The following is a 21885-nucleotide window of genomic DNA, read 5'->3' on the forward strand; positions in this document are numbered from 1 at the left end:
TAGGCTTGTATCCATGAATCTTCAAGCCAAAAGGGTGAATTTGAGTAGCTGCCATGGTCGGTTTAAGTAAATATGTTGGGTGCTTATGCTACTAAACCACTAACTATTTACTATTTTTGCCCTCAGAATGGATATGCAAAAAATTAGAAATTTCTGTATCATTGCCCATATTGATCATGGCAAAAGTACATTGGCGGATAGACTCCTTCAGTTTACCAATACGGTAACTGACAGGGAAATGCAAAATCAGTTGTTGGATAATATGGATTTGGAGCGGGAGCGTGGTATTACCATTAAGTCTCATGCCATCCAAATGAAATATACCTATAAAGGTGAGGAGTACACACTGAACCTTATAGACACACCTGGTCACGTGGATTTTTCCTACGAGGTATCTCGGTCAATTGCAGCCTGTGAAGGCGCCTTGCTGATCGTGGATGCTTCCCAAGGGGTCGAAGCACAGACCATTTCCAATTTGTATCTAGCAATGGATCATGATTTGGAAATCATTCCTGTGCTAAATAAAATCGATCTTCCAGGAGCAGATCCTGAAGCGGTGTCGGATGAGGTGATCGATCTTATAGGTTGTGATAAGGAAGATATTATCCTGGCCTCTGGCAAAGAAGGCTTAGGAATAGAAGATATTCTTAATGCAGTGGTCGAAAAAATATCTGCCCCCAAAGGCGATACTGAAGCCCCATTGCAAGCCATGATATTTGATTCCGTATTCAACCCTTTCCGGGGAGTGGAAGTACTCTTCAGGGTATTCAATGGAACAATCAAAAAAGGCGATAAAATTAAATTTGTCAATACTGGCAAAGAATATGACGCAGATGAAATTGGGATTCTTGGCTTTGTCCAGCATCCCAAGGAGTCCATCAGCGCCGGGAATGTAGGTTATCTCATCTCTGGAATCAAAGTGGCCAAGGAAGTGAAGGTAGGGGATACTATTACCCATATCAAACGACCTTGCTCCACGGCGATCAAAGGGTTTGAAAACGTAAAACCAATGGTTTTTGCAGGGATTTATCCTGTGGACACCACGGAGTTTGAAGAACTAAGGGCCTCCATGGAAAAGCTTCAGCTGAATGATGCTTCTTTGGTGTGGGAACCGGAAACTTCAGCAGCGCTGGGTTTTGGTTTCCGTTGCGGATTCTTAGGAATGCTGCATATGGAGATCATTCAGGAACGGCTGGAGCGTGAGTTTAATATGACCGTGATCACCACCGTACCTTCTGTGCAGTTTAAGGCACTGATGAATAATGGTGAGTACAGGTTCATCAACGCTCCCTCAGATATGCCTGATCCTACCTTGTTTAAGCATATTGAAGAGCCTTTTGTTCATGCTTCCATCATCACCAAGTCTGACTATGTAGGGCCAGTAATCCAGCTATGTATGGAGAAAAGAGGCCAGATCAAAAATCAGGTTTATCTGACCTCCGATAGAGTAGAGCTTTCTTTTGATATGCCTTTGGCAGAAATCGTATTTGATTTCTTCGATAAGCTGAAGACCATCTCTCGTGGATATGCCTCGCTGGATTATGACCTAAGAGAGAGCAAAGCCTCTCATATGGTGCGTCTGGACGTGATGCTCAACGGCGAAGTGGTGGATGCACTATCAGCGATTGTGCACCGGGACAAGGCCTATGAGTGGGGACGCAGACTCTGCGAAAAGCTCAAAGAACTAGTGCCTAGGCAAATGTTTGAGATCGCTATCCAGGCAGCTATTGGCTCCAAGGTCATCGCTAGAGAGACAGTAAAGGCCATGCGTAAAAACGTATTGGCAAAGTGCTATGGCGGGGATATTAGCCGTAAGCGTAAACTATTGGATAAACAGAAGAAAGGGAAGAAGAGAATGCGTCAGGTTGGAAACGTAGAAGTTCCTCAAGAGGCTTTTATGGCTGTATTGAAACTTGATTGATCCTCAGGATCCTCAGTTAATTTTAAAATTAAAAATAGATCAGACTTATATTCTCCAAGGCTCCTGATCAGGGGAATTAGGAGTAAGATGAACTATCAATTAAATATAATCAGTAAGCTATGCCCATAATTATTGATGGAAAGAAAACCTCAGCGGAGATAAAAGATGAAATTGCCGCAAGAGTAAAAGAAATCAAATCTGAAGGAGGAAAGACTCCCCACCTTGCTGCTATTCTGGTAGGAGCAGACGGTGCGAGTCAGACCTATGTCGGAGCCAAAGTGAAAGCTTGTGAATACGTGGGCTTCGATTCCACGCTGGTAAGACTTGATGCTTCTATTTCTGAGGAAGAGCTTCTTCAAAAAGTGGAGGAAATCAATGAGAATCCTGCTATCGATGGACTTATTGTACAGTTGCCTCTGCCGGATCATATCTCTGTGGAGAAAGTGACGGCCAAGATCAAGCCTGAGAAAGACGTGGATGGATTTACTCCTGCTAATGTCGGGCGGATGGCGCTAAACTGGCCTACCTTTGTGGCGGCTACTCCTTTTGGGATCGTTGAATTACTGAAAAGATACGAGGTAGAAACATCCGGGAAGCATTGTGTGGTGATCGGAAGAAGCCATATTGTAGGCTCTCCGATGAGTATCCTGATGGCTAGGAATGGCAATCCAGGAAACTGCACCGTGACGCTTACGCATAGCCGTACGCAGAACCTGAAGGAGATCACTAGGACCGCAGATATTCTTATTGTTGCGATCGGCAAGCCGGAATTTGTGACGGCCGACATGGTCAAAGAAGGAGCTGTAATCGTCGATGTGGGGATTCACAGGATCGAAGATGCCTCTAAGAAAAGCGGTTTTAGATTGATAGGCGATGTGAAGTTTGATGAAGTGGCAGAAAAAGCCGCAGCTATCACTCCTGTGCCTGGCGGTGTAGGACCAATGACCATTGCCTCCTTGCTTCATAATACCTTACTTTCAGCAGAAAAGAAAGTCTATTCTTAATAAGATAGTACAATCACTATAGAATCAGGGGATGGAGTTTATGCTACATTCCCTGATTTTTTTGGTGGAATTTATATAATTGTAATTATGCGGTTCAATCTCCCGCTTCGTCAAAAATTAATATAATGGAACAAAAAGTTGCTGTAGAAAAAGGATTGCAATTGCCCCTGATGGAGGCATTTTATACGATCCAAGGGGAAGGAACATTTACCGGGCACGCCGCCTACTTTATCCGATTAGGAGGATGTGATGTGGGTTGTGTTTGGTGTGATGTGAAGGAGTCCTGGGAAGCAGGGAAGTGGCCAGTACATTCCATAGAGGATATCGTGGCTGAGGCCATGAAGTTCCCCGGTCGTTTAGTCGTGATTACTGGCGGAGAGCCCTTGATGTATGAGCTGGGACCACTGACCGCACTGCTTAAGGCTAATGGCTTCACCATCAATATAGAGACCAGTGGGGCTCATCCATTCTCTGGTCAATTTGACTGGGTTTGTTTTTCTCCCAAAAAATTCAAAGAACCGCATCCAAGCATCTATGATAAGGCGGATGAGCTGAAGGTGATTGTTTTTCATAAAAGCGACTTTGACTTTGCAGAAAAACATGCCGCTAAAGTCAAGCCGAGCTGTAAGAAATTGCTCCAGCCGGAATGGAGTCGCGCTGATCGGTACATGAATGACATCATTTCTTATATTAAAAACCACCCAAACTGGAATATTTCTCTCCAAACTCATAAATTTATGGATATCCCATAAGTTCATGAGAAAAGCGCTTGTATTTGTCTTTTTATTTTTATTCGGAACCTTACTTCACGCCCAACAGTATAGCACGGAGAATAAACGAGCTATAAAGTCTCTGCAAGAAGGTGATGAGCTTTCGGCAAGGAGAATGTATGATGAGGCTATCGCAAAGTATCAGTCGGCCGTGCAGAAGGATGCTTCATTTACAGAGGCTTATCTGAAATGGGCGAATCTTTTGGTGAGAAAGGGGGATTTTGATCAGGCACTTTCCGTGGCGCAGGAAGCCGACAATAATGCAGCTATCTCCAGTCATAATAAGGCGGAGCTCGCCTGGCTTACCTCCGCGATATTGCTTAGAAAAGGTGACTTTCCTGAAGCGATAGCCAGATTTGAGGGCGCCCGGGAGTTCTATGATGCCGAATTGAAGGCTACTCAGGCATTCCAGAGAATGGAGAAGAAAGTGGCCTTTATCAAAGTCCAGCTAGAAAACCCATTGCTAATCGAGAAAGAACAACTCCCCGTCCCTCTGAACGAGTTTTTTCTCCAATATTTCCCGGTGCTTACTGCAGATAGTCGACAGGTTTTATTCACCAAACGTGACGGAATCAGCCCTGCTGATCATGAGGATATCTACACCAGTTTCTGGTCTGGAGGTCAATGGACGGAGCCTGTAGGGCTCTCCACCAATATCAATACACGATATAATGAGGGGACCTGTACGATTTCTGCCGATGGTAATATTATGATTTTTACCAGCTGTGATGCGCCGGACAGCTATGGGAGTTGCGATCTGTATATCACCTATAAACAAAATGGTCACTGGCAGGTCCCGAAAAATATGGGCGAAATGGTGAATTCCCGATTTTGGGATTCCCAGCCTTCCTTATCTGCTGATGGCAGCATCTTGTTTTTCTCCTCCAATAGAAAGGGCGGACTGGGAGGCAATGATATCTATTATTCCTTGCGACAAGAAAATGGCTCCTGGGCGGTCCCTGTCAATGTGGGCGAGCCAATAAATACCCCCTCCAATGAGGTGTCCCCCTTTATGTATTTTAATAATGAAACCTTGTTTTTTGCCTCTGATGGTCATATTGGCTTTGGTGGCCTTGATATCTTTCGGTCCACCATTTCAAGAACTACTTTTGGCAAACCTGAAAACTTAGGTTCTCCTATTAATGATCACCGCGATCAGCTCGCCTTATTTATTACCGCTCAGAGGGATTATGCTTATTATACCGAAAATACACTGAAAAATGACCGCTTAGAGCGAAGCTTTATCTATAGATTTCCCTTTCCTAAGGAAATCGAACTGGGAGAGCGATTGGTAGTCACCAGTGGGAGGGTGTATAATGAGAAAACAGGAGACCCAATAAGCGCAAGTTTGTCCTTAGTAAATCTGGAAAATGACAGTACCATGTATCAGTTTCGCTCTGAGGGTGATTCAGGAAGGTTTGTGATGATCTATCCTGATAAGGCGGTTTCAGGTCTGTATGTAGAGAAGCAAGGGTTTCTACCTCGGATTTTTAATGTAGAAAAGGACAGCCTGCGTGATATAGAAAACCTAAAGGTCTCCTTGAGGCCTTTGGCACAGGGAGAAGAATTTTTGTTTGAAAATGTATTTTTTGACTTCGACCAAGCGATTTTGAAGCCCGAATCCACAAGTAGCTTGGTACGCTTGCATAAATTTCTGATAGACAATCCCAAAGTGAGCATAGCCGTGATTGGTCATACTGATAATACTGGCGAACAAGGTTATAATGAAGCCCTGAGTTTAAGGCGTGCGGAAAGCGTACAGGATTATCTATTGAATCTTGGTGTGGAAGCCAAGAGGATCAGTGTGAAGGGAATGGGGGCTAGTGATCCTGTTATGGATAATGCATCCGCCCAAGGGAGGGCACGCAACAGGAGGATTGAAATTGAGATTTTAGCCTTATAAATACAGCATTCCTTTCTAAATGTTTTTCATCCAGTATCAGATGCTTTACAGGGGATGATGACTCCATTTTTAAAACGATATTTCTGCAAACTGACCACTGAGTTTTTATTAAGGCCCCTATGAGGCCTCTGCTCATCTGTGTCCCCTCCTGACAGCTGCAATTTGGAGAGCAACAAGTAAACAATTCTGCTGCTATAGAGTTAGGATTTTTCCTGAAGGTCATGTGGAAGAGATGCTAGTATAGATTGCGCTGGCCTGATCCTCTGATCTGCAAACGAATGTCCCGGGATTTGCAATCAACTTTGTTATTCCAATCTTTATGAAGACTTGTCGCTCGAGAAAAAGATTTTAGTAAGTGTTATGTGCAGGTTATCAGAAGATTATGTTTTTAGTAGGGACATGTTTTTTTGGAATGTGATTTTTGGATGATTTTTTTAATTAAACCAAGGGAAATGAAGCGATGAGTTAAGTAATTTATACTAATTAAATGTAATTAATACTTGATTTATATGTTATGCAGACGTGTTCATCAGTATTTTATTTTGCAAAATTGGTATTTGATTTATATTGGTACACTGTATGTGTTTTTAGGTGAAATTCAATTTTTTTGGTAAGCTGCAATGGGATTCTAATGTGAATTATTGTGTCAGGACTAATTTAATAGTAGTAAAAAGCCCGAATTTATATTGATAATACAGTATAATAATGGTATTATGCTATATGTATAAATAGTGCTTCTAAATAATAGTATTTATAATTAGAAGTAATATACATATGCCTATTAGAATTATTCAATTTTTTAATGGTTCTACCAATAGGCTAGAAGTAAATGCATTTCATTATGAAATTTTTGTAGGTACTGTTAATTTATGTTAAAACAAAATTATATTACACTAGTTGGGGTATAAAATGGTGTAATGTATTGTTAATGGTCTTAAATTCCCTCTTTAGTTAATGCCTAAGAAAAGTTCTATTTATAAAAAAAATATTTTTTTTTGGAATATTAGGTGTTATTCGATTAAATTGCCTGCTGTTAAACCAAAATTAAGTTTATTATTATGAAGAAAGTTTTACTGCTAGGACTAACACTCCTTCTGGCTAGTGCTGTGGCATTTGGTCAGAGCCGTTCGGTTAGCGGGACGGTTACTTCCAGTGAAGACGGAAGTCCTATTCCTGGGGTTTCTATCTTGGTGCAAGGCACGACCACTGGTACTGCTACAGATCTGGATGGTAACTATACCATAGAAGCTGGAAATGATGCGGTTCTCGTATTCTCTTTTATGGGAATGGAGAGCAAGGAGATTCAGGTAGGTAATAAGTCAACTATTGACGTAATATTATCACCTGATGCGAAGCTGTTGAATGAGGTAGTTGTAGTAGGTTATGGTACCACTACCAAGCAAGCTTTTGCCGGATCCATGAAAGAAGTGGATTCAGAACTAATTGAAAGAAAAAGTGTATCTAACGCTTCACAAGCTCTTGCTGGTGAAGTGGCCGGTGTACGTGTAATCAACACTTCTGGTCAGCCAGGCTCTACTGCTGAGGTTCGTATTAGAGGTTTTGGTTCAGTAAATGGTAACAGAGACCCTCTTTATGTAGTGGATGGTGTTCCTTTCTTTGGAAATATCAACTCTATCAACCCTGCCGATATAGATAATATGACTGTGCTGAAAGATGCTACAGCCACTTCAATCTACGGTTCTAGAGGTGCCAATGGTGTGATCTTGATCACCACCAGAAAAGGTAAAGCTGGTTCTTCTTTCATCGAGGTGGACGGCAAAGTAGGTCAAAACTTTGATATGTTGCCTCGTTACGAAACCATCTCCAATCCTGAGGAGTATATCAGCATTGGTTATAATGGTTTAGTAAATAGAGGGGTAGCTACAGGCCAAGCAGATCCTACTGCTTACGCCAACGCCAACCTATTCTCAGGAAATGGTGTGAATGCCAAGTATAACTTATGGGATGTGGATGGACCTGATCTTATCGATCCAGCAACGGGTATGGTAAGAGACGGAGTGAACAGATTATATGATCCGGAAAAATGGGAAGATTATGCTTTCCAAGCTTCTAACCGTTCTGAAGCCTCTTTAAAAATCGGTGGTGGTAGTGAGAAAGTAAATTACTTTACCTCTTTCGGTTATTTGAATGATGTGGGGTATTCTATTAACTCTGATTTCGAAAGAGTTACTGCTAGAATGAACGTCAATCACCAAGTAAGAGATTGGTTGTCTGGTGGATTAAACATCGGCTATACCCGTTCTGAAACTAATACAGGTGGACAAAGTTCTGATTCTGGAAGTATCTTCTGGTTTATGGACAATATGCCTTCTATCTATCCTCTTTTCCTAAGAGATGCTGAAGGAAACAAAATCCCTGATCCTTACTATGGTGGATATCAGTATGATTACGGCGAAGGTCGTGGGTTCGCTGGTTTGACCAACGCTATTGCAGATGCGACTTATTCTGTGATGAACCGTAAGACCAATGAAGTGAATGGTAATGCTCATTTGAATGTTGACTTCACCAAAAATCTTCGTTTCGAAACACGTTACGGTTGGCAGTACTCCAACTCCGGATATGATGATCAAAATTCTCCATTCTACGGCCCAAGTGCTGGTGTGAATGGATCGATTTTCAAGGATAAAACTGAGATCTTCTCTTATAATATGACTAATATCCTGAGATATACCAAAGACTTTGGTGATCACTCACTAGAGGCCATGTTAGCACAGGAAAGTAGCTCTTGGAACCGTAAGTACCTAAGCGCATATAAGCAGCAGTTAGTCGATCCTTTCGGGGTTGAATTGAACAATGGCGTGGTGACTAACCCGTCTTATTCTTATACCAGAGATTACCAATTGGAGTCTTATTTCGGTCAGGTAAGTTATGACTTTAAGGATACTTACTATGTAACTGGTACGGTAAGACGTGATGGTTCTTCCCGATTTGTGAATGACAAATGGGGTACTTTTGGAGCCTTGGGCTTTGCATGGGTGGCTTCTAACGAAGACTTCATGGCTAGCCAGGATGTATTCACCTTCTTGAAGTTCAAGACGAGTTACGGTCTTACTGGAGATCAAGCGGGTGTGGGTCTATATCCTGGATATAACCTCTATGATATTTCTAACCTGAATGAACTCCCTTCGCTTCCTTTTGCAGAGAAAGGTAATCCAGATCTGACTTGGGAGACTTCTAAGATGTTCCAGGTTGGTGCAGAATTCAGCGTGGGCAAATACCTTGATGGTAGCTTAGAATATTATGTCAAAAATACAGGTAACCTGATTTTTGAAAGAACTGTAGCGCCATCTCTTGGTGGATATGAATATATCCAGGTGAATGATGGGGTATTGATAAATGCTGGTCTTGAGTTTGACCTTGTAGGACATATCCTCAAAGGTGCAAACTACCATATTGATCTTGGTATCAATGGGGAGATCATCAATAACGAACTGAAGCATATGCCTATCGACCCAGGTACTGGATTTGAAAAGCCTATCGAGATCGTAAGTTATTTTGGTAGATCTGCTGGTCATTCCATCTATGATTTCTATATGAGAGAGTGGGCTGGAGTAGATCCTTCTACTGGCGAAGCGATGTGGAATATGTACTATGATGATATCAATGGTGATATGGAAGCTCAGGATGATGAAATCATCACTAATATGGTGGATTATATGAGCAAAAATCCAGCAGCAAACGTTCAGCAAAGTACGACTATTACCTATGCTGATGCCGCTAGAAAATATGTAGGTAAATCTGCCATCCCAACCATTCGGGGGGGTATTAACTTGAGTGCAGGATATAAAGGGTTTGACCTTAGCGTATTATTCCTATATAGCCTTGGTGGATACGCATATGATTACAGATATGCAGATCTGATGAGTAATGATCAGGTAGGTAATGCTAACTGGCATGTGGACATCAGAGACAGATGGCAGCAGGAAGGTGATATCACCAATGTGCCTCGCCTGACCAATGACTATGATCAAAACGTAAACTCTACATCAACTCGTTTCTTGACCAAGTCTGATTACCTGAACTTGTCAAATATCAGATTGGGATATACCTTCCCTAAAGCGATGTTGAGCCCTTATGGTGTAGAATACTTGAATCTGTTTGTTGCAGGTGATAACCTTATGATCACTTCTGCTCGTAAAGGATTCAATCCTTCTACCAATGAGGCGGGTACTTCCAGCCGTTACAGATACTCTCCGCTTAGTACATTTACTGTTGGAGCGAAAATTAAATTCTAAAATCTGATCTGATATGAAACTTAAGAATATAATATATACATCAGCAGTTGCTTTGGTGGCATTTGGGTGTAGCGAGGACTTCCTCGAAACCCAGCCGACTGAGCAAATATCTACTGATCGTGTGGAGGAAATCTCAGTGATCAATCCTTCCCTGCAGCTTTCTGTATTGAAAGGTGTGTACTCAACTATGTACCAAGTGTTTTCTGCCTCTCCAGATGATGAGCTTCATGATGACTTTGGTCAAAAAGGTTACGATATCTTCTCTGATATGCTATCCGGTGATATGGTACTTTCAGCCAAAGGTTTTGGTTGGTATGCTCAGGTATCTGACTTACAGGTAACCATTAATAATACTAACATAAGGAACTATCTTCCTTGGAGATATTACTATAAGGTGATCTTTGGTGCCAATGCTGTAATTGATGGACTTGGTGGTACAGACGCTGTTCCAGAAACAGAAGTAGGACGTCAGATTATGGCTCAGGCCAAAGCACTTAGAGCTTATGGGTATTTCTACCTGGCGAACTTCTTTGCTGAGGAATATAACCCTTCTGATATCATCCTGCCAGTTTATACTTCTATTGACCAGGAGGCTCAGCCTTTCAGCTCAACAGAAGATGTTTATAATTTGATCCTTAGTGATTTGAATTTTGCTATCGAGAATTTAGAGAACTATAATAGGACGGCTAAATTTGAGGTCAATACCGATATTGCTCGTGCATTATTAGCCTATACGCATGCTGCTATGGGGAATAATACTGAGGCGGCTACCGTTACTCAGGCAATTATTGATAATTCTACCTATAATATCCTTACCAATGAGGAGCTTACTACTAATGGCTTCAATAATATCCAGACCTCAGGATGGATGTGGGGAGTAGATATCACGCTTGATATGGACATGGACCTTGTTTCTTGGTGGGGACAGGTGGATCCATTTACCTATAGCTATGCTTGGGTAGGTGATGGTAAGGTGATCAATGCCGACCTATATAATGCTATCCCAGTAGAAGATGGTCGTAAGGCGCAGTTCCTGGATAGAAATGGGGATGGTAACCCTTACTGGGCAATGAACAAATTCTTTGATCCAGGAAGAACTATCGGTGGACAGCGTTCCATCACCACTGATTATGTCTATATGAGAATAGAGGAAATTTACCTCCTTAATGCTGAAACTGCCGCTAAATCCGGCGATGAAACAGGAGCGAAGACTTCCCTGAAAGCAGTGATGAGCGAGCGTGTGCCTGATACTTCTTATATTGATGGACTTTCAGGTCAGGCTTTGTTGGATGAAATTATCCTTCAAACGAGAATTGAACTTTGGGGTGAAGGTAAAAGTTACTTGCTGATGAAGCGTAACAAAAGCACCATCACTTTGGGTTCTAACCACCTGACTTATCCTGGTCTTTCTATTCCTTATAATGACGACCAATTGACTTTCGAGATTCCTGATCAGGAAATCGTAAATAACCCGAATATAGATTAATAGGGTACTTAAATTTTTAAAAGCTCGTCTCCCTGGGGACGAGCTTTTATTATTTTGGCCTATTCCTATTTCTATTCACCTATCAACTGGTGATTTTTTCCTATCTTTGCAATCTTAAAAACTGGAAAGCTAAATCATGATACAGGTTTCAAGAAAAGAACACTTCAACGCAGCTCATAAACTTTGGAATCCAAAATGGTCCGAAGAGAGGAATATAGAGGTTTTTGGTCCTTGTGCCAATGCCAACTGGCATGGACATAACTTTGAGCTCATCGTGACGGTGAAGGGATTGCCTGATCCTGATACGGGATTTGTGGTGGATCTTAAGCAGCTCTCTACCTTGATCAGAAACCTGGTGATTCAGCGTGTGGATCATAAAAACCTCAACCTGGATGTGGATTTTATGGAAGGAAAGATGGCTAGTTGTGAAAATCTCGTCATGGAATTCTGGAAAATTCTCAGCCCCGCAGTGGATGAGATCACTCCCCATGGAGGTTTATATAAGTTGAAACTTTATGAAACTCCCCGGAATTTTGTGGAGTATTATGGTGAATAATATTTAAACCTCAGGAATGAGGTTTTTCTCTTTTTAGGCTATATCTTTTTAAGGCATTGAAGCCTCATATGACTTGGTCACTTTCGCATGGCGTTTCTTTACCTGATTAGGTAAAAAGGATTATCTTCATCTTTAAGCACCATTGATGCATTCTATTTTTTTGGAAAGGATGATTTGCAGCAAGTGCTCAATCTATGCAATTATTGTAACTTGCAATTGCAAAAATCGAAGGAATGAAATATTACGTAATAGCCGGCGAGCGATCCGGTGATATGCATTTAGCCAATTTGGTCAAGGCCCTAAAAGAAAAAGATCCTGACGCAGACTTCAGAGGGATGGCTGGGGACTATTCCGCCGCAGAAGGGGTATCACTTGTCTCACATTATAAAGAAGTCGCCGTAATGGGCTTTGTAGAGGTGCTGTTTGGCTTTAGGAAAGTGCTGAGCTCCCTTAAGATGGTGAAAGAGGATTTGGCGCATTATAAACCTGATGCGCTTATCCTTGTGGATTATGGTGGGTTTAATATGAAGATCGCCAAATTCGCTAAGGAAAGTGACTTTGTCGTCCACTATTATATCCCGCCAAAGGTCTGGGCCTGGAATCAGAAGCGTGCCTATAAGCTGAAAAAGAACGTGGACTATCTCTATTCCATTCTTCCTTTCGAAAAAACCTTCTTCCAAAAGTTTGATTGGGAAATCAATTATGTAGGAAATCCTCTCTTTGATGAAATCAGGAAGTTTGAGGCACATGATTTCTTTCATCAAAAAAATGAACTGAGTTATAAGCCTATTGTAGCCCTATTGCCAGGAAGCCGAAAGCAGGAAGTGGAGAATATGCTGGACGAGATGGTGGTCTTGATCAGTCAGTTTCCGCAATTCCAATTTGTAATTGCTGGAGTGAAGAACCTCTCCGATACCATTTATGATAAGGCTACGGCGCATGGGGTAAAGGTGATCTATGACCAAACTTACGATTTGCTCCATTATGCCAATGCTGCGGTGGTGACCTCTGGGACGGCGACCTTAGAGACGGCCCTCTTTAATGTGCCGCAAGTGGTGGTCTATAAGACAAGTGCCATAAGTTATGCCATAGCCAAAAACCTCATTAAGGTGCCCTATATTTCCTTGGTAAACCTCATCGCTGAGAAGGAGGTTGTGACGGAACTGATTCAGGATGATTATAATTCAGACAGACTGAATGCTGAACTTACTGCATTATTTGAATCTACCGGGAAGAAAAATAAAATGCTTGAAGGCTATAAATCGATAAAGTCAAAACTGGGCGAGCTAAAAGCTTCTGAGGAAACAGCCAGATTAATTATGGAAAGCTTTGAAAGTAAAAAATCCCGACCATAAGGCCGGGATTTTATTGTTAAGCTACTTGTAGCTTTTTGAATTTTGATTTGTCAAACTGTTCTTCCGCATATTTACGGGTAACGACCAGTTCCTTCGTTTCCGAATCAGAAGGTAGCTCATACATCGCGTCAGTGATGATCGCCTCACAGATGGAGCGTAGACCTCTAGCTCCGAGGTTGTATTCCACTGCTTTTTCTACGATATAGTCGATGCCACTTTCTTCAAACTCCAGGGAAACCCCTTCCATTGCCATCAATTTGATGTACTGTTTGGTCAAGGCATTTCTTGGTTCGGTCAGGATGCTCTTCAGCGTATCCTTATCCAGTGGATCCAGGTGCGTCAGTACAGGTAGTCGGCCGATCAATTCAGGGATTAGCCCAAAAGATTTAAGATCCGGAGCAGTCACATACTGCAATAAGTTATTGCGATCCACTTCCTCATGGTCAGTTTTCTTACTGAAGCCTAGCGGTTGGGTGTTCAGCCTATTGGCGATATGACGAGAGATGCCATCAAAGGCACCACCACAGATAAATAAAATATTCTCTGTATTTACTGCGATCATTTTCTGATCCGGGTGCTTACGTCCTCCTTGCGGTGGTACGTTTACGACGGTTCCTTCGAGTAACTTAAGCATGGCCTGCTGCACGCCTTCGCCGCTGACATCTCTAGTGATGGAAGGGTTGTCAGATTTACGGGCGATCTTATCAATCTCATCGATATATACGATGCCTCTTTCTGCAGCTTCCACATTATAGTCAGCAGACTGTAACAGTCTGGTAAGGATGCTTTCCACATCTTCTCCCACATAGCCGGCTTCGGTAAGTACCGTGGCATCAGCGATGCAGAAAGGTACTTCCAGGACTTTGGCGAGGGTCTTGGCCAGGTAGGTTTTACCCGTCCCAGTGTCTCCCACCATGATGATATTCGATTTTTCAATCTTAATCTCGTCCTTATCCTCTTTTTGTAATAACCTTTTATAATGATTGTAAACTGCTACAGAAAGAACTTTCTTTGCTTCATCCTGTCCGATCACATAATTGTTGAGATGGGTGGTGAGCTCCTTTGGTTTCTTTAGTTTAAACTTAGGCTGCTTATCATGCTTTTTCGTTTTTTCTTCTTCACCAAGGATTTGGTAGGCCTGATCGATACAGAAATTACAGATATGAGCTGAAATTCCCGAGACCATCAGATCCACGTCCTTTTTGTTTCTCCCGCAGAAGGAGCACGTTACTTGCGCCATGATATTTATTTTCTAGTCAATACTTCATCGATAAGGCCATATTCTTTCGCCTCAGGTGCTCTCATCCAGTAATCACGATCAGAGTTTTTCTCAATCTCCTCAATGTCCTTGCCTGAATGCTTCGCTAAAATCTCATACAGCTCTTGTTTCAATATCAATATTTGCTTAGCAGTGATTTCGATATCCGAAGCCTGACCTTGTGCACCGCCTAGTGGCTGGTGGATCATGACTCTGGAGTGGGGGAGGGCAGAGCGCTTACCAGCAGCACCACCAGCCAATAGAACTGCTCCCATCGAAGCGGCAAGGCCTGTGCATATCGTGCCCACTTCTGGGTTAATATACTGCATTGTATCATAGATTCCTAGGCCAGCATATACTGATCCCCCCGGGCTATTGATATATAGTAAGATGTCTTTCTTGCTGTCCACTGATTCCAAAAACAGTAACTGTGCAGTGATGATATTGGCGATATGGTCATCCACTTGGGTGCCAAGGAAAATAATTCTATCCATGATCAATCGAGAAAATACATCGATCTCCCTGAAATTGGTAGGTCGCTCCTCAATTACCGAACGGGTCATCCCTTCGATTTGAGAGGTGTATTGATCAAAGGCAGTACCACTTACGCCTTGGTTGTGGATGGCATATTTTCTGAACTCGTCTTTATTAATCATCTTGTCGTTTTTTTGAATTTGTACAAAAATAAAAAAAGCCCTTAAGAAAGGACTTTTTAATAACGATTTATTCTGAAAATTAGTTTTGGATTAACTCCTTAAACTTCTCAACATCGATTTTTTCTTCTTTAAGACTGATCTTATCTTTCACAAAGTCAAGGACTTTGTCATTTTGAACAGCAGTAAGCATTTGCATGTAATTTTGTCCTTCATTGCCTTGTAGGTAATTGTTGACAAACATTTCCATATTATCTTCCATCTGCGCTCCAAGGCCAGAAGAAGCAAGCTGCTCTCTTACCATATCCTGAGTTTTGGCAATTACCTCCTCATGCTCAGCTTTGATTTCGTTCTCTTCAGCGATCTTGTTAGAGATAAGTGACCAGGTCAGTTGCTTAGCATATACAGGGTATTCTTTCTCCACATCTTCCTCACTTACTTTGCCCTCATTGGCCTTCAATAACCACTCCTTAAGGAATGACTCCGGAAGATCAATTTTTGCTTTTTCAGTTAAGGTATCCTTGATTTTCTCCTCGGTGAATACCTTAGTCTCCTTATTATAGTTCTCAGAAAGAATCTCTTCTATCTTGGCTTTGAATTCCTCCTCAGTACTTACTTGGTCAGGACCAAATACCTTGTCGAAAAACTCCTGATCCATAGATGCATCTTCTGTACGGTTGATGTTTTGGATAGTGAAGATGAAGTTTCCTCCAATAGCTTCAGCCTCCTCAGCCTCTACATTCAGTATCTCTGCAAGGTCAGTTTTGATGGCTTTAGAAGGATCAAATTCGATCACATCACCCGCTTTTACACCGATGAATTTCTTAACAGATCTTCCGTCCAATTTAGAAAGAGGAATAGATAAAGCCTTATCGTATGATCCATCTTCCGCTTTCAGGTCCCCGTAAAGGAAGTCATTTTCCTGACTTTCTTCAGGATTAGTCATCTTACCGTACTGGCTTCTAAGGTTGGCTACAGCATCCTCAATCGCTTTTTTATCTACTTTGAGTTTATAGTCGGAAGCTTTGATAGAGTCATCAAGTGTAATATCCACTTTCTCTACAAAACCGATTTTGTACTCAAATTCAAAGTCTGTCTGGTTTTTCCAGTCGATAGCATCCGCGTCAGTGATCACAGGAAGTGGGTCACCTAGTACTTTAAAAGTCTGCTCTTTAAGGTAATTATTCAATTCCTTGGAGAGGATCTCGTTGATTTCCTCAACTAATACAGACGTTCCGTACATTTTTTTAACCATTCCAAAAGGAGCTTTGCCTGGACGGAAGCCTTTTATATTGGCTTGCTTAGCATAGTCTTTGAGTTTGGCATCAACTTTAGGTTGATAATCTGCTTCATTTAAACTAATTTTAACTGAAGCTTGATTGGATGATTGCTTGTCTAGTTTGATTTCCAAGGCTGTATTGATTAAAATTTGCTATAAACTAAAAACCCTCAACCTCGACACCTTCCCCGTCCGACTTCCCGATGACATCGGGAGACTGTGGGTGTTGGCTCGGGATTGAGGGCTGCTTGAATAGTGCGGATGGAGGGACTCGAACCCCCATGCCTCGCGGCGCTAGATCCTAAGTCTAGTGCGTCTACCAATTTCGCCACATCCGCATATAAGAACTTTGAAAGCTTCGTTGTTTCCTTCGTTGCTTCCTTAATGTGGATGCAAAGGTAATAAAGGATTTTATATCTGCAATACTTCACCAGAAAAAAAATGAAAATAATGTAAAAAAAATTTCAGCTTGGGATTTCCGCCGAAAAAAAAGCCCGCCCAAAAAGGAAATATAAAACCTCTTTGGATGGGCATTTGAGAAAAAAAACTCAAATTAGTATTCACTTTGCTAGGATCAGGAAAGCAAAATTCAAAATATGGACTCAGATAATATAGCTTTACACAAAAGCATGATAAAAGTAGATTTAGAGGTAGAAAGAAAAGAAATATTAAAGCGGTACCGCAAAATTTTGAAATTGGCTAAGCCTTTATTGAAAGATGGCGATGCTAAAATCATCAAAAAAGCATTTAATGTATCCAGTGAGGCTCATAAAGAAATGCGCCGGAAATCCGGCGAGCCCTATATCTATCACCCCCTGGAGGTAGCCCTTGTCTGTGTGGAAGAGATCGGTTTAGGTACCACCAGCATCGTGGCGGCACTGCTCCATGATGTGGTTGAGGATACCGAGTGGGAGCTGGAAGATATCGAAAGAGAATTTGGCCCTAAAGTCACCAAAATCATCGATGGACTCACTAAGATCTCCGGAGTATTCGACTATGGTAGCTCCCAGCAGGCTGAAAATTTCCGTAAAATGCTCCTTACCCTCTCGGATGATGTGAGGGTAATACTCATAAAATTGGCCGACAGGCTGAATAATATGAGGACTTTACAAAGCATGCCTCGCCATAAACAGCTGAAAATCGCCTCCGAGACCATGTACCTCTATGCCCCATTGGCGCATAGACTGGGGCTCTATAGCATCAAGTCCGAACTGGAAGACCTCTATTTGAAATACACCGATGCGGAGACCTATCAGTTTATTGTCGGCAAAATCAAGGAAACCAGACTCTCAAGAAATAAATTTATCAAAAGCTTTACCGCTCCACTGGAGCGGGAGCTGACTGCTCAGAATTTCAATTTCACCATCAAAGGAAGACCAAAATCGGTCTATTCGATCTATAATAAAATGAAAAAACAAAACATCCCTTTCGAAGAGGTGTATGATTTGTTTGCCATTCGAGTGATCATAGATTCTGATCCTGATAATGAAAAAGCGGACTCCTGGCAGGTGTATTCCATCGTGACAGACTTTTATAGACCCAATCCTGATAGACTGCGGGATTGGATCAGCACACCTCGCGCCAATGGCTACGAATCCCTGCATACCACCGTTATGAGCAATACAGGGCAGTGGGTGGAAGTGCAGATCAGGACCAGCAGAATGGATGATATCGCTGAGCGTGGGTATGCCGCCCACTGGAAGTATAAGGAGAAGGAAGTCAGTGCTCTTAAAAGCGGCTCTGGTTTGGATGAGTGGATTACTCAGGTGCGTACCCTATTGGAGTCCAATGACGGGTCAGCCATAGAGTTTATGGACGATTTCAGAGGAAACCTTTTCCAGGATGAAGTTTTTGTGTTCACCCCTAAAGGGGATCTGAAAGTATTGCCTTTTGGTGCTACTGCGCTGGATTTTGCCTTTGAAATCCACTCAGAGGTAGGAGAGAAGTGCATAGGAGCCAAAATCAATCAGCGCTTGGTGCCGATCAATCATAAGTTGAAAAATGGCGATCAAGTAGAAATTCTTACCTCCAATAAGCAGAAGCCTACTGAAGATTGGCTGCGCTCCGTGATCACCTCCCGAGCCAAAGCCAAAATCAAAGATGCGCTCAAAGAGGAGAAAAAATCACTCATGGTGGACGGCCGAGAAATCGTGCAGCGTAAACTAAAGCAGATGAAAATGGAGTTTTCCTCCGTCGTGGTCGAACAATTGCGCGCTTTCTTCGAAACCAAAACAGCCAGTGAATTTTACTTCAAGGTAGGGAAGGGAATTATTGATCCCACCTCCATCAAGAGCTTTAAGGAGTTTAAGCAGATAAAGAAGAAAAAGACCAAAAGTCCCCTTCAAAATGTGACCGACGAGTCCTCCTTCACCAAGGAGATCAAGAACCTCAAGGGGCCTGACCATGACCAGCTACTGATCGGCGAGGATATGGATGTGGTGGATTATATTCTGGCAAAATGCTGTAATCCTATTCCTGGAGATGATGTATTTGGCTTTGTGACGGTCAATGAAGGCATCAAGATCCACCGTACCTCCTGCCCCAATGCCCTGGAGCTCCTTTCCAATCATGGAAATAGAGTGATCAAGGCGCGGTGGACCAGCCAGCAGCAGATAGCCTTCTTGGCTGGGCTGAAAATCGTGGGAACCGATCGCGTGGGCCTTATAAATGACCTGACACGGGTGATCTCCAACGAACTTAAAGTTAATATGAGATCTATTACGGTGGATTCTGATAGTGGGGTTTTTGAGGGGAGTATTAAGCTTTACGTCCACAGTACCAATCATTTGGATAACCTGATCGCTAACCTCATGGAGGTCCAGGGAGTGATTAAAGTCACGCGCTTTGATTAATTAGTCCCGTCTTATTTGAATCTTTTCTAAATAAGAAATGTATATTTGTAGAAACAAAGGAGTAAAAAGATGGCCTTGAATGAAAAGCTATTCGAAGAGGTAAAGAAGATATTTACAGCTTATCTAGAAAACAAAAAGCTTAGGAAGACCCCCGAGCGCTATGCGATTCTTGAAGAAATCTATGGAAGGGGTGGCCATTTTGATGTGGAATCCCTATACATTAGCATGAAAAACAAGAACTATAGGGTGAGTAGAGCTACTGTTTACAATACCCTGGATCTGTTGGTCGAGTGCGATTTGGTGACCAAGCATCAGTTTGGCCAAAATCTCGCTCAGTATGAGAAATCATATGGATACAAGCAACATGATCACTTGATCTGTACCGAATGTCATAAGGTAATGGAATTCTGTGATCCTCGTATCCAAAATATCCAAAATACAGTGGGTGAAATTTTGAATTTTAATATTCTTCACCATTCTTTGATATTGTATGGAAATTGCACCAAAAAGGATTGTGAAAACAAAGTGACCGTATGAAACTAACTTATAATTCTCATAGAGAGGGAAATGCTATTATTCTGGCGATCCAGGGAGACCTTATCGGCGACCAAGGAGGCCCGCAACTCGTAGAAGTGATTTCGGATGCAGTGCAGAATAAAGTTAAAATTTGTATCATTGATCTGGCAGAAGTACGTTATATTAGTTCCAGCGGAATCGGTGTGCTGATTACTATGCTTACCAAAATGAGAAATTCGGGGGGAGAGGTTTACCTTTCAAGCCCCTCAGAGCACGTGAAAAAGCTTTTGATCATCACCAAATTAAATAATATATTCAAGGTGTTTGAATCCTTGGATGCAGCTAAATCAGAAGTTTTGGCCTAATTATTATTTTAAATTTGATAGATTAACCATAAAAAAAGTAGCATTAAGTTGCTATTTTTTTTTGTTATTGCAAACTTCACGCGGAATTTGAGATAAATAACTTAAGACATATAATTATTAAAATGAAAATGGACGTTCTTTTAGGCCTACAGTGGGGAGATGAAGGCAAAGGTAAAGTAGTTGATTTCCTCGCGCCGAAATATAATATGGTCGCCAGGTTTCAAGGAGGTCCTAATGCCGGTCATACATTGGAATTTGATGGTATTAAGCATGTGCTTCATCAGATCCCAAGTGGTATCTTCCGGGAAAACCTCAAAAATATAATCGGAAATGGTGTGGTACTGGACCCTGTGGTCCTGCGAAAAGAAATTGAAGGACTTAAGAAATTCAATATTGCTTTTCAGCAAAACCTATTCATTTCCAAAAAAGCCACCATCATCATCCCAACGCATAAGTTGCTGGATGCTGCTTATGAAAAATCCAAGGGCGACAAAAAAATTGGATCGACACTGAAAGGCATTGGACCCACTTATCAGGATAAAATCGGTAGAGTGGCCTTGAGAGTAGGGGATATCCTAAGCCCGGACTTCAAAGATAAATACCAAGCCTTGGTCGAAAAACATAAGGCCGTACTGAAGTTTTATGACTTTGATGCCTCCGAATTGCCTAGCCTTGAGCGTGCATTCTTCGAAGCGATTGAATTTTTCAAAACCCTCAACCTGGTAAATAGTGAGTACGATGTAAATCAGTCATTGGCTGCCGGGGAGAAAATACTTGCCGAAGGCGCGCAGGGATCCCTTCTGGATATCGACTTTGGAAGTTATCCTTTCGTGACAAGTAGCAGTACCATGGCCGCAGGGGCATGTACCGGCCTTGGCGTCGCTCCTTCTGCGATCGGCGAGGTATTTGGTATATTCAAGGCCTATTGTACACGAGTAGGTAGCGGACCCTTCCCGACAGAGCTATTTGATGAAGATGGCGACCGTATGAGAAAAGAAGGCAATGAGTTCGGTTCCACCACGGGAAGACCTCGTAGATGTGGCTGGATTGACCTTCCTGCTTTGAAGTACTCTTTAATGATCAATGGCGTTACCCAACTCTTCATGATGAAGGCGGATGTGCTGAATATCTTTGATGAAATCAAGGTGTGCACGCATTACCAGGTGAAAGACGGAGAAGTAATCGATCAATTACCATTTGAAATTGGTGAAGTTGAGCTTGAGCCCGTTTACCAGACCCTCAAAGGCTGGCACCAAGACCTCAGCGAGGTCAATAGTTACGATGAATTCCCTACCGAGTTGAAAGACTATGTGTCCTTCCTCGAAAAGGAATTGAATGTGCCTATAAAGATGGTTTCTGTCGGTCCGGATCGGAAGCAGACAATAATGAAATAATCAGGGTTTAGCCCTCATAATAAATCCCGTGTAGCCAAGCCGCTCACGGGATTTTTTTTGCCTCTAGCCAAGATATAGCATGTTTTTTATAGCCCATGCCCTGCGGCAATAGTAATAGCCCCTCACCAAATTAATGTACATTAATAAGAGCTATGTGGCTAGGTTTTACATTTCCATGGTTTAGGCTCCAAGCTTACTTACTTGTGAAGATTCGTTGAGCTCTAGGATTGTATATAGGTATATATATAGTCTATGGCCTGCGGTAATAGTAATTGGTCACGTGCATTCCTCTGTAGTAGATAAGGCAAGCACAGGAA

At 42.1% G+C, this 21885-nt stretch carries 15 protein-coding genes and 1 tRNA gene; 12 read left to right on the forward strand and 4 right to left on the reverse strand.

All coding sequences use genetic code 11. The features are described from left to right. Positions 1–127: 127 nt before the first annotated feature. The 8 genes from lepA to lpxB all read left to right on the forward strand — a co-directional run bounded on the left by lepA (position 128) and on the right by lpxB (position 13251). Positions 128–1921 (forward strand): translation elongation factor 4, encoded by a 1794-nt coding sequence (gene lepA, locus B050_RS0121815; protein ID WP_018476090.1) that lies wholly within the window; start codon positions 128–130, stop codon positions 1919–1921. A 119-nt stretch (positions 1922–2040) separates the two neighbouring features. Continuing rightward, complete coding sequence (locus B050_RS0121820) at positions 2041–2925, forward strand: bifunctional 5,10-methylenetetrahydrofolate dehydrogenase/5,10-methenyltetrahydrofolate cyclohydrolase (protein ID WP_018476091.1); 885 nt, start codon at positions 2041–2043, stop codon at positions 2923–2925. Positions 2926–3050: 125 nt separating this feature from the next. Then, positions 3051–3677 (forward strand): 7-carboxy-7-deazaguanine synthase QueE, encoded by a 627-nt coding sequence (locus B050_RS0121825; RefSeq protein WP_018476092.1) that lies wholly within the window; start codon positions 3051–3053, stop codon positions 3675–3677. Positions 3678–3681: 4 nt separating this feature from the next. Then, positions 3682–5598 (forward strand): OmpA family protein, encoded by a 1917-nt coding sequence (locus B050_RS0121830; RefSeq protein ID WP_018476093.1) that lies wholly within the window; start codon positions 3682–3684, stop codon positions 5596–5598. A 1058-nt stretch (positions 5599–6656) separates the two neighbouring features. Continuing rightward, positions 6657–9854 carry a SusC/RagA family TonB-linked outer membrane protein gene (locus B050_RS0121840; protein ID WP_018476095.1) on the forward strand — a complete coding sequence of 1066 codons (3198 nt, stop codon included), beginning with the start codon at positions 6657–6659 and terminating at the stop codon, positions 9852–9854. A gap of 13 nt (positions 9855–9867) precedes the next feature. Then, the gene (locus B050_RS0121845) at positions 9868–11340 is read left to right on the forward strand and encodes a RagB/SusD family nutrient uptake outer membrane protein (RefSeq protein ID WP_018476096.1); all 1473 of its coding nucleotides are present in this window, start codon (positions 9868–9870) and stop codon (positions 11338–11340) included. Positions 11341–11476: 136 nt separating this feature from the next. After that, positions 11477–11896 carry a 6-pyruvoyl trahydropterin synthase family protein gene (locus B050_RS0121850; protein ID WP_018476097.1) on the forward strand — a complete coding sequence of 140 codons (420 nt, stop codon included), beginning with the start codon at positions 11477–11479 and terminating at the stop codon, positions 11894–11896. Between the two features lie 233 nt (positions 11897–12129). After that, complete coding sequence (gene lpxB / locus B050_RS0121855; protein ID WP_018476098.1) at positions 12130–13251, forward strand: lipid-A-disaccharide synthase; 1122 nt, start codon at positions 12130–12132, stop codon at positions 13249–13251. A gap of 16 nt (positions 13252–13267) precedes the next feature. On the opposite strand, the gene clpX is transcribed toward lpxB, so the two are convergent. From clpX to B050_RS0121875, 4 genes are all read right to left on the reverse strand, one after another. Next, positions 13268–14491: an ATP-dependent Clp protease ATP-binding subunit ClpX gene (gene clpX, locus B050_RS0121860; protein ID WP_026236090.1), complete on the reverse strand. Its 1224-nt coding sequence runs from the start codon at positions 14489–14491 to the stop codon at positions 13268–13270. Between the two features lie 5 nt (positions 14492–14496). Further along, positions 14497–15165 carry an ATP-dependent Clp protease proteolytic subunit gene (locus tag B050_RS0121865; RefSeq protein ID WP_018476100.1) on the reverse strand — a complete coding sequence of 223 codons (669 nt, stop codon included), beginning with the start codon at positions 15163–15165 and terminating at the stop codon, positions 14497–14499. Positions 15166–15244: 79 nt separating this feature from the next. Then, a complete protein-coding gene (gene tig, locus B050_RS0121870) occupies positions 15245–16573 on the reverse strand; it encodes a trigger factor (protein ID WP_018476101.1) in 1329 nt (442 codons plus the stop codon). 124 nt (positions 16574–16697) lie between these two features. After that, positions 16698–16779: transfer RNA gene (locus tag B050_RS0121875), tRNA-Leu, on the reverse strand. A 291-nt stretch (positions 16780–17070) separates the two neighbouring features. Here B050_RS0121875 and B050_RS0121885 point away from each other — a divergent pair. From B050_RS0121885 to B050_RS0121900, 4 genes are all read left to right on the forward strand, one after another. Beyond that, the gene (locus B050_RS0121885; protein WP_018476103.1) at positions 17071–19293 is read left to right on the forward strand and encodes a RelA/SpoT family protein; all 2223 of its coding nucleotides are present in this window, start codon (positions 17071–17073) and stop codon (positions 19291–19293) included. 69 nt (positions 19294–19362) lie between these two features. Further along, a complete protein-coding gene (locus B050_RS0121890) occupies positions 19363–19830 on the forward strand; it encodes a Fur family transcriptional regulator (protein ID WP_018476104.1) in 468 nt (155 codons plus the stop codon). Beyond that, positions 19827–20174 (forward strand): STAS domain-containing protein, encoded by a 348-nt coding sequence (locus B050_RS0121895; protein ID WP_018476105.1) that lies wholly within the window; start codon positions 19827–19829, stop codon positions 20172–20174. The genes B050_RS0121890 and B050_RS0121895 overlap by 4 nt, the downstream gene beginning before the upstream one ends. A gap of 122 nt (positions 20175–20296) precedes the next feature. Further along, a complete protein-coding gene (locus tag B050_RS0121900; RefSeq protein ID WP_018476106.1) occupies positions 20297–21568 on the forward strand; it encodes an adenylosuccinate synthase in 1272 nt (423 codons plus the stop codon). Positions 21569–21885 lie beyond the last annotated feature (317 nt).

This window comes from Echinicola pacifica DSM 19836, assembly GCF_000373245.1.
GTDB classification, from domain to species: Bacteria; Bacteroidota; Bacteroidia; order Cytophagales; family Cyclobacteriaceae; genus Echinicola; species Echinicola pacifica.

Excerpts from the sequence above, each read along its gene's own strand:
- lepA (WP_018476090.1), top strand. The coding sequence starts at position 128 with ATGGATATGCAAAAAATTAGAAATTTCTGTATCATTGCCCATATTGAT.
- B050_RS0121820 (WP_018476091.1), top strand. The coding sequence starts at position 2,041 with ATGCCCATAATTATTGATGGAAAGAAAACCTCAGCGGAGATAAAAGAT.
- B050_RS0121825 (WP_018476092.1), top strand. The coding sequence starts at position 3,051 with ATGGAACAAAAAGTTGCTGTAGAAAAAGGATTGCAATTGCCCCTGATG.
- B050_RS0121830 (WP_018476093.1), top strand. The coding sequence starts at position 3,682 with ATGAGAAAAGCGCTTGTATTTGTCTTTTTATTTTTATTCGGAACCTTA.
- B050_RS0121840 (WP_018476095.1), top strand. The coding sequence starts at position 6,657 with ATGAAGAAAGTTTTACTGCTAGGACTAACACTCCTTCTGGCTAGTGCT.
- B050_RS0121845 (WP_018476096.1), top strand. The coding sequence starts at position 9,868 with ATGAAACTTAAGAATATAATATATACATCAGCAGTTGCTTTGGTGGCA.
- B050_RS0121850 (WP_018476097.1), top strand. The coding sequence starts at position 11,477 with ATGATACAGGTTTCAAGAAAAGAACACTTCAACGCAGCTCATAAACTT.
- lpxB (WP_018476098.1), top strand. The coding sequence starts at position 12,130 with ATGAAATATTACGTAATAGCCGGCGAGCGATCCGGTGATATGCATTTA.
- clpX (WP_026236090.1), bottom strand. The coding sequence starts at position 14,491 with ATGGCGCAAGTAACGTGCTCCTTCTGCGGGAGAAACAAAAAGGACGTG.
- B050_RS0121865 (WP_018476100.1), bottom strand. The coding sequence starts at position 15,165 with ATGATTAATAAAGACGAGTTCAGAAAATATGCCATCCACAACCAAGGC.
- B050_RS0121885 (WP_018476103.1), top strand. The coding sequence starts at position 17,071 with ATGATAAAAGTAGATTTAGAGGTAGAAAGAAAAGAAATATTAAAGCGG.
- B050_RS0121890 (WP_018476104.1), top strand. The coding sequence starts at position 19,363 with ATGGCCTTGAATGAAAAGCTATTCGAAGAGGTAAAGAAGATATTTACA.
- B050_RS0121895 (WP_018476105.1), top strand. The coding sequence starts at position 19,827 with ATGAAACTAACTTATAATTCTCATAGAGAGGGAAATGCTATTATTCTG.
- B050_RS0121900 (WP_018476106.1), top strand. The coding sequence starts at position 20,297 with ATGAAAATGGACGTTCTTTTAGGCCTACAGTGGGGAGATGAAGGCAAA.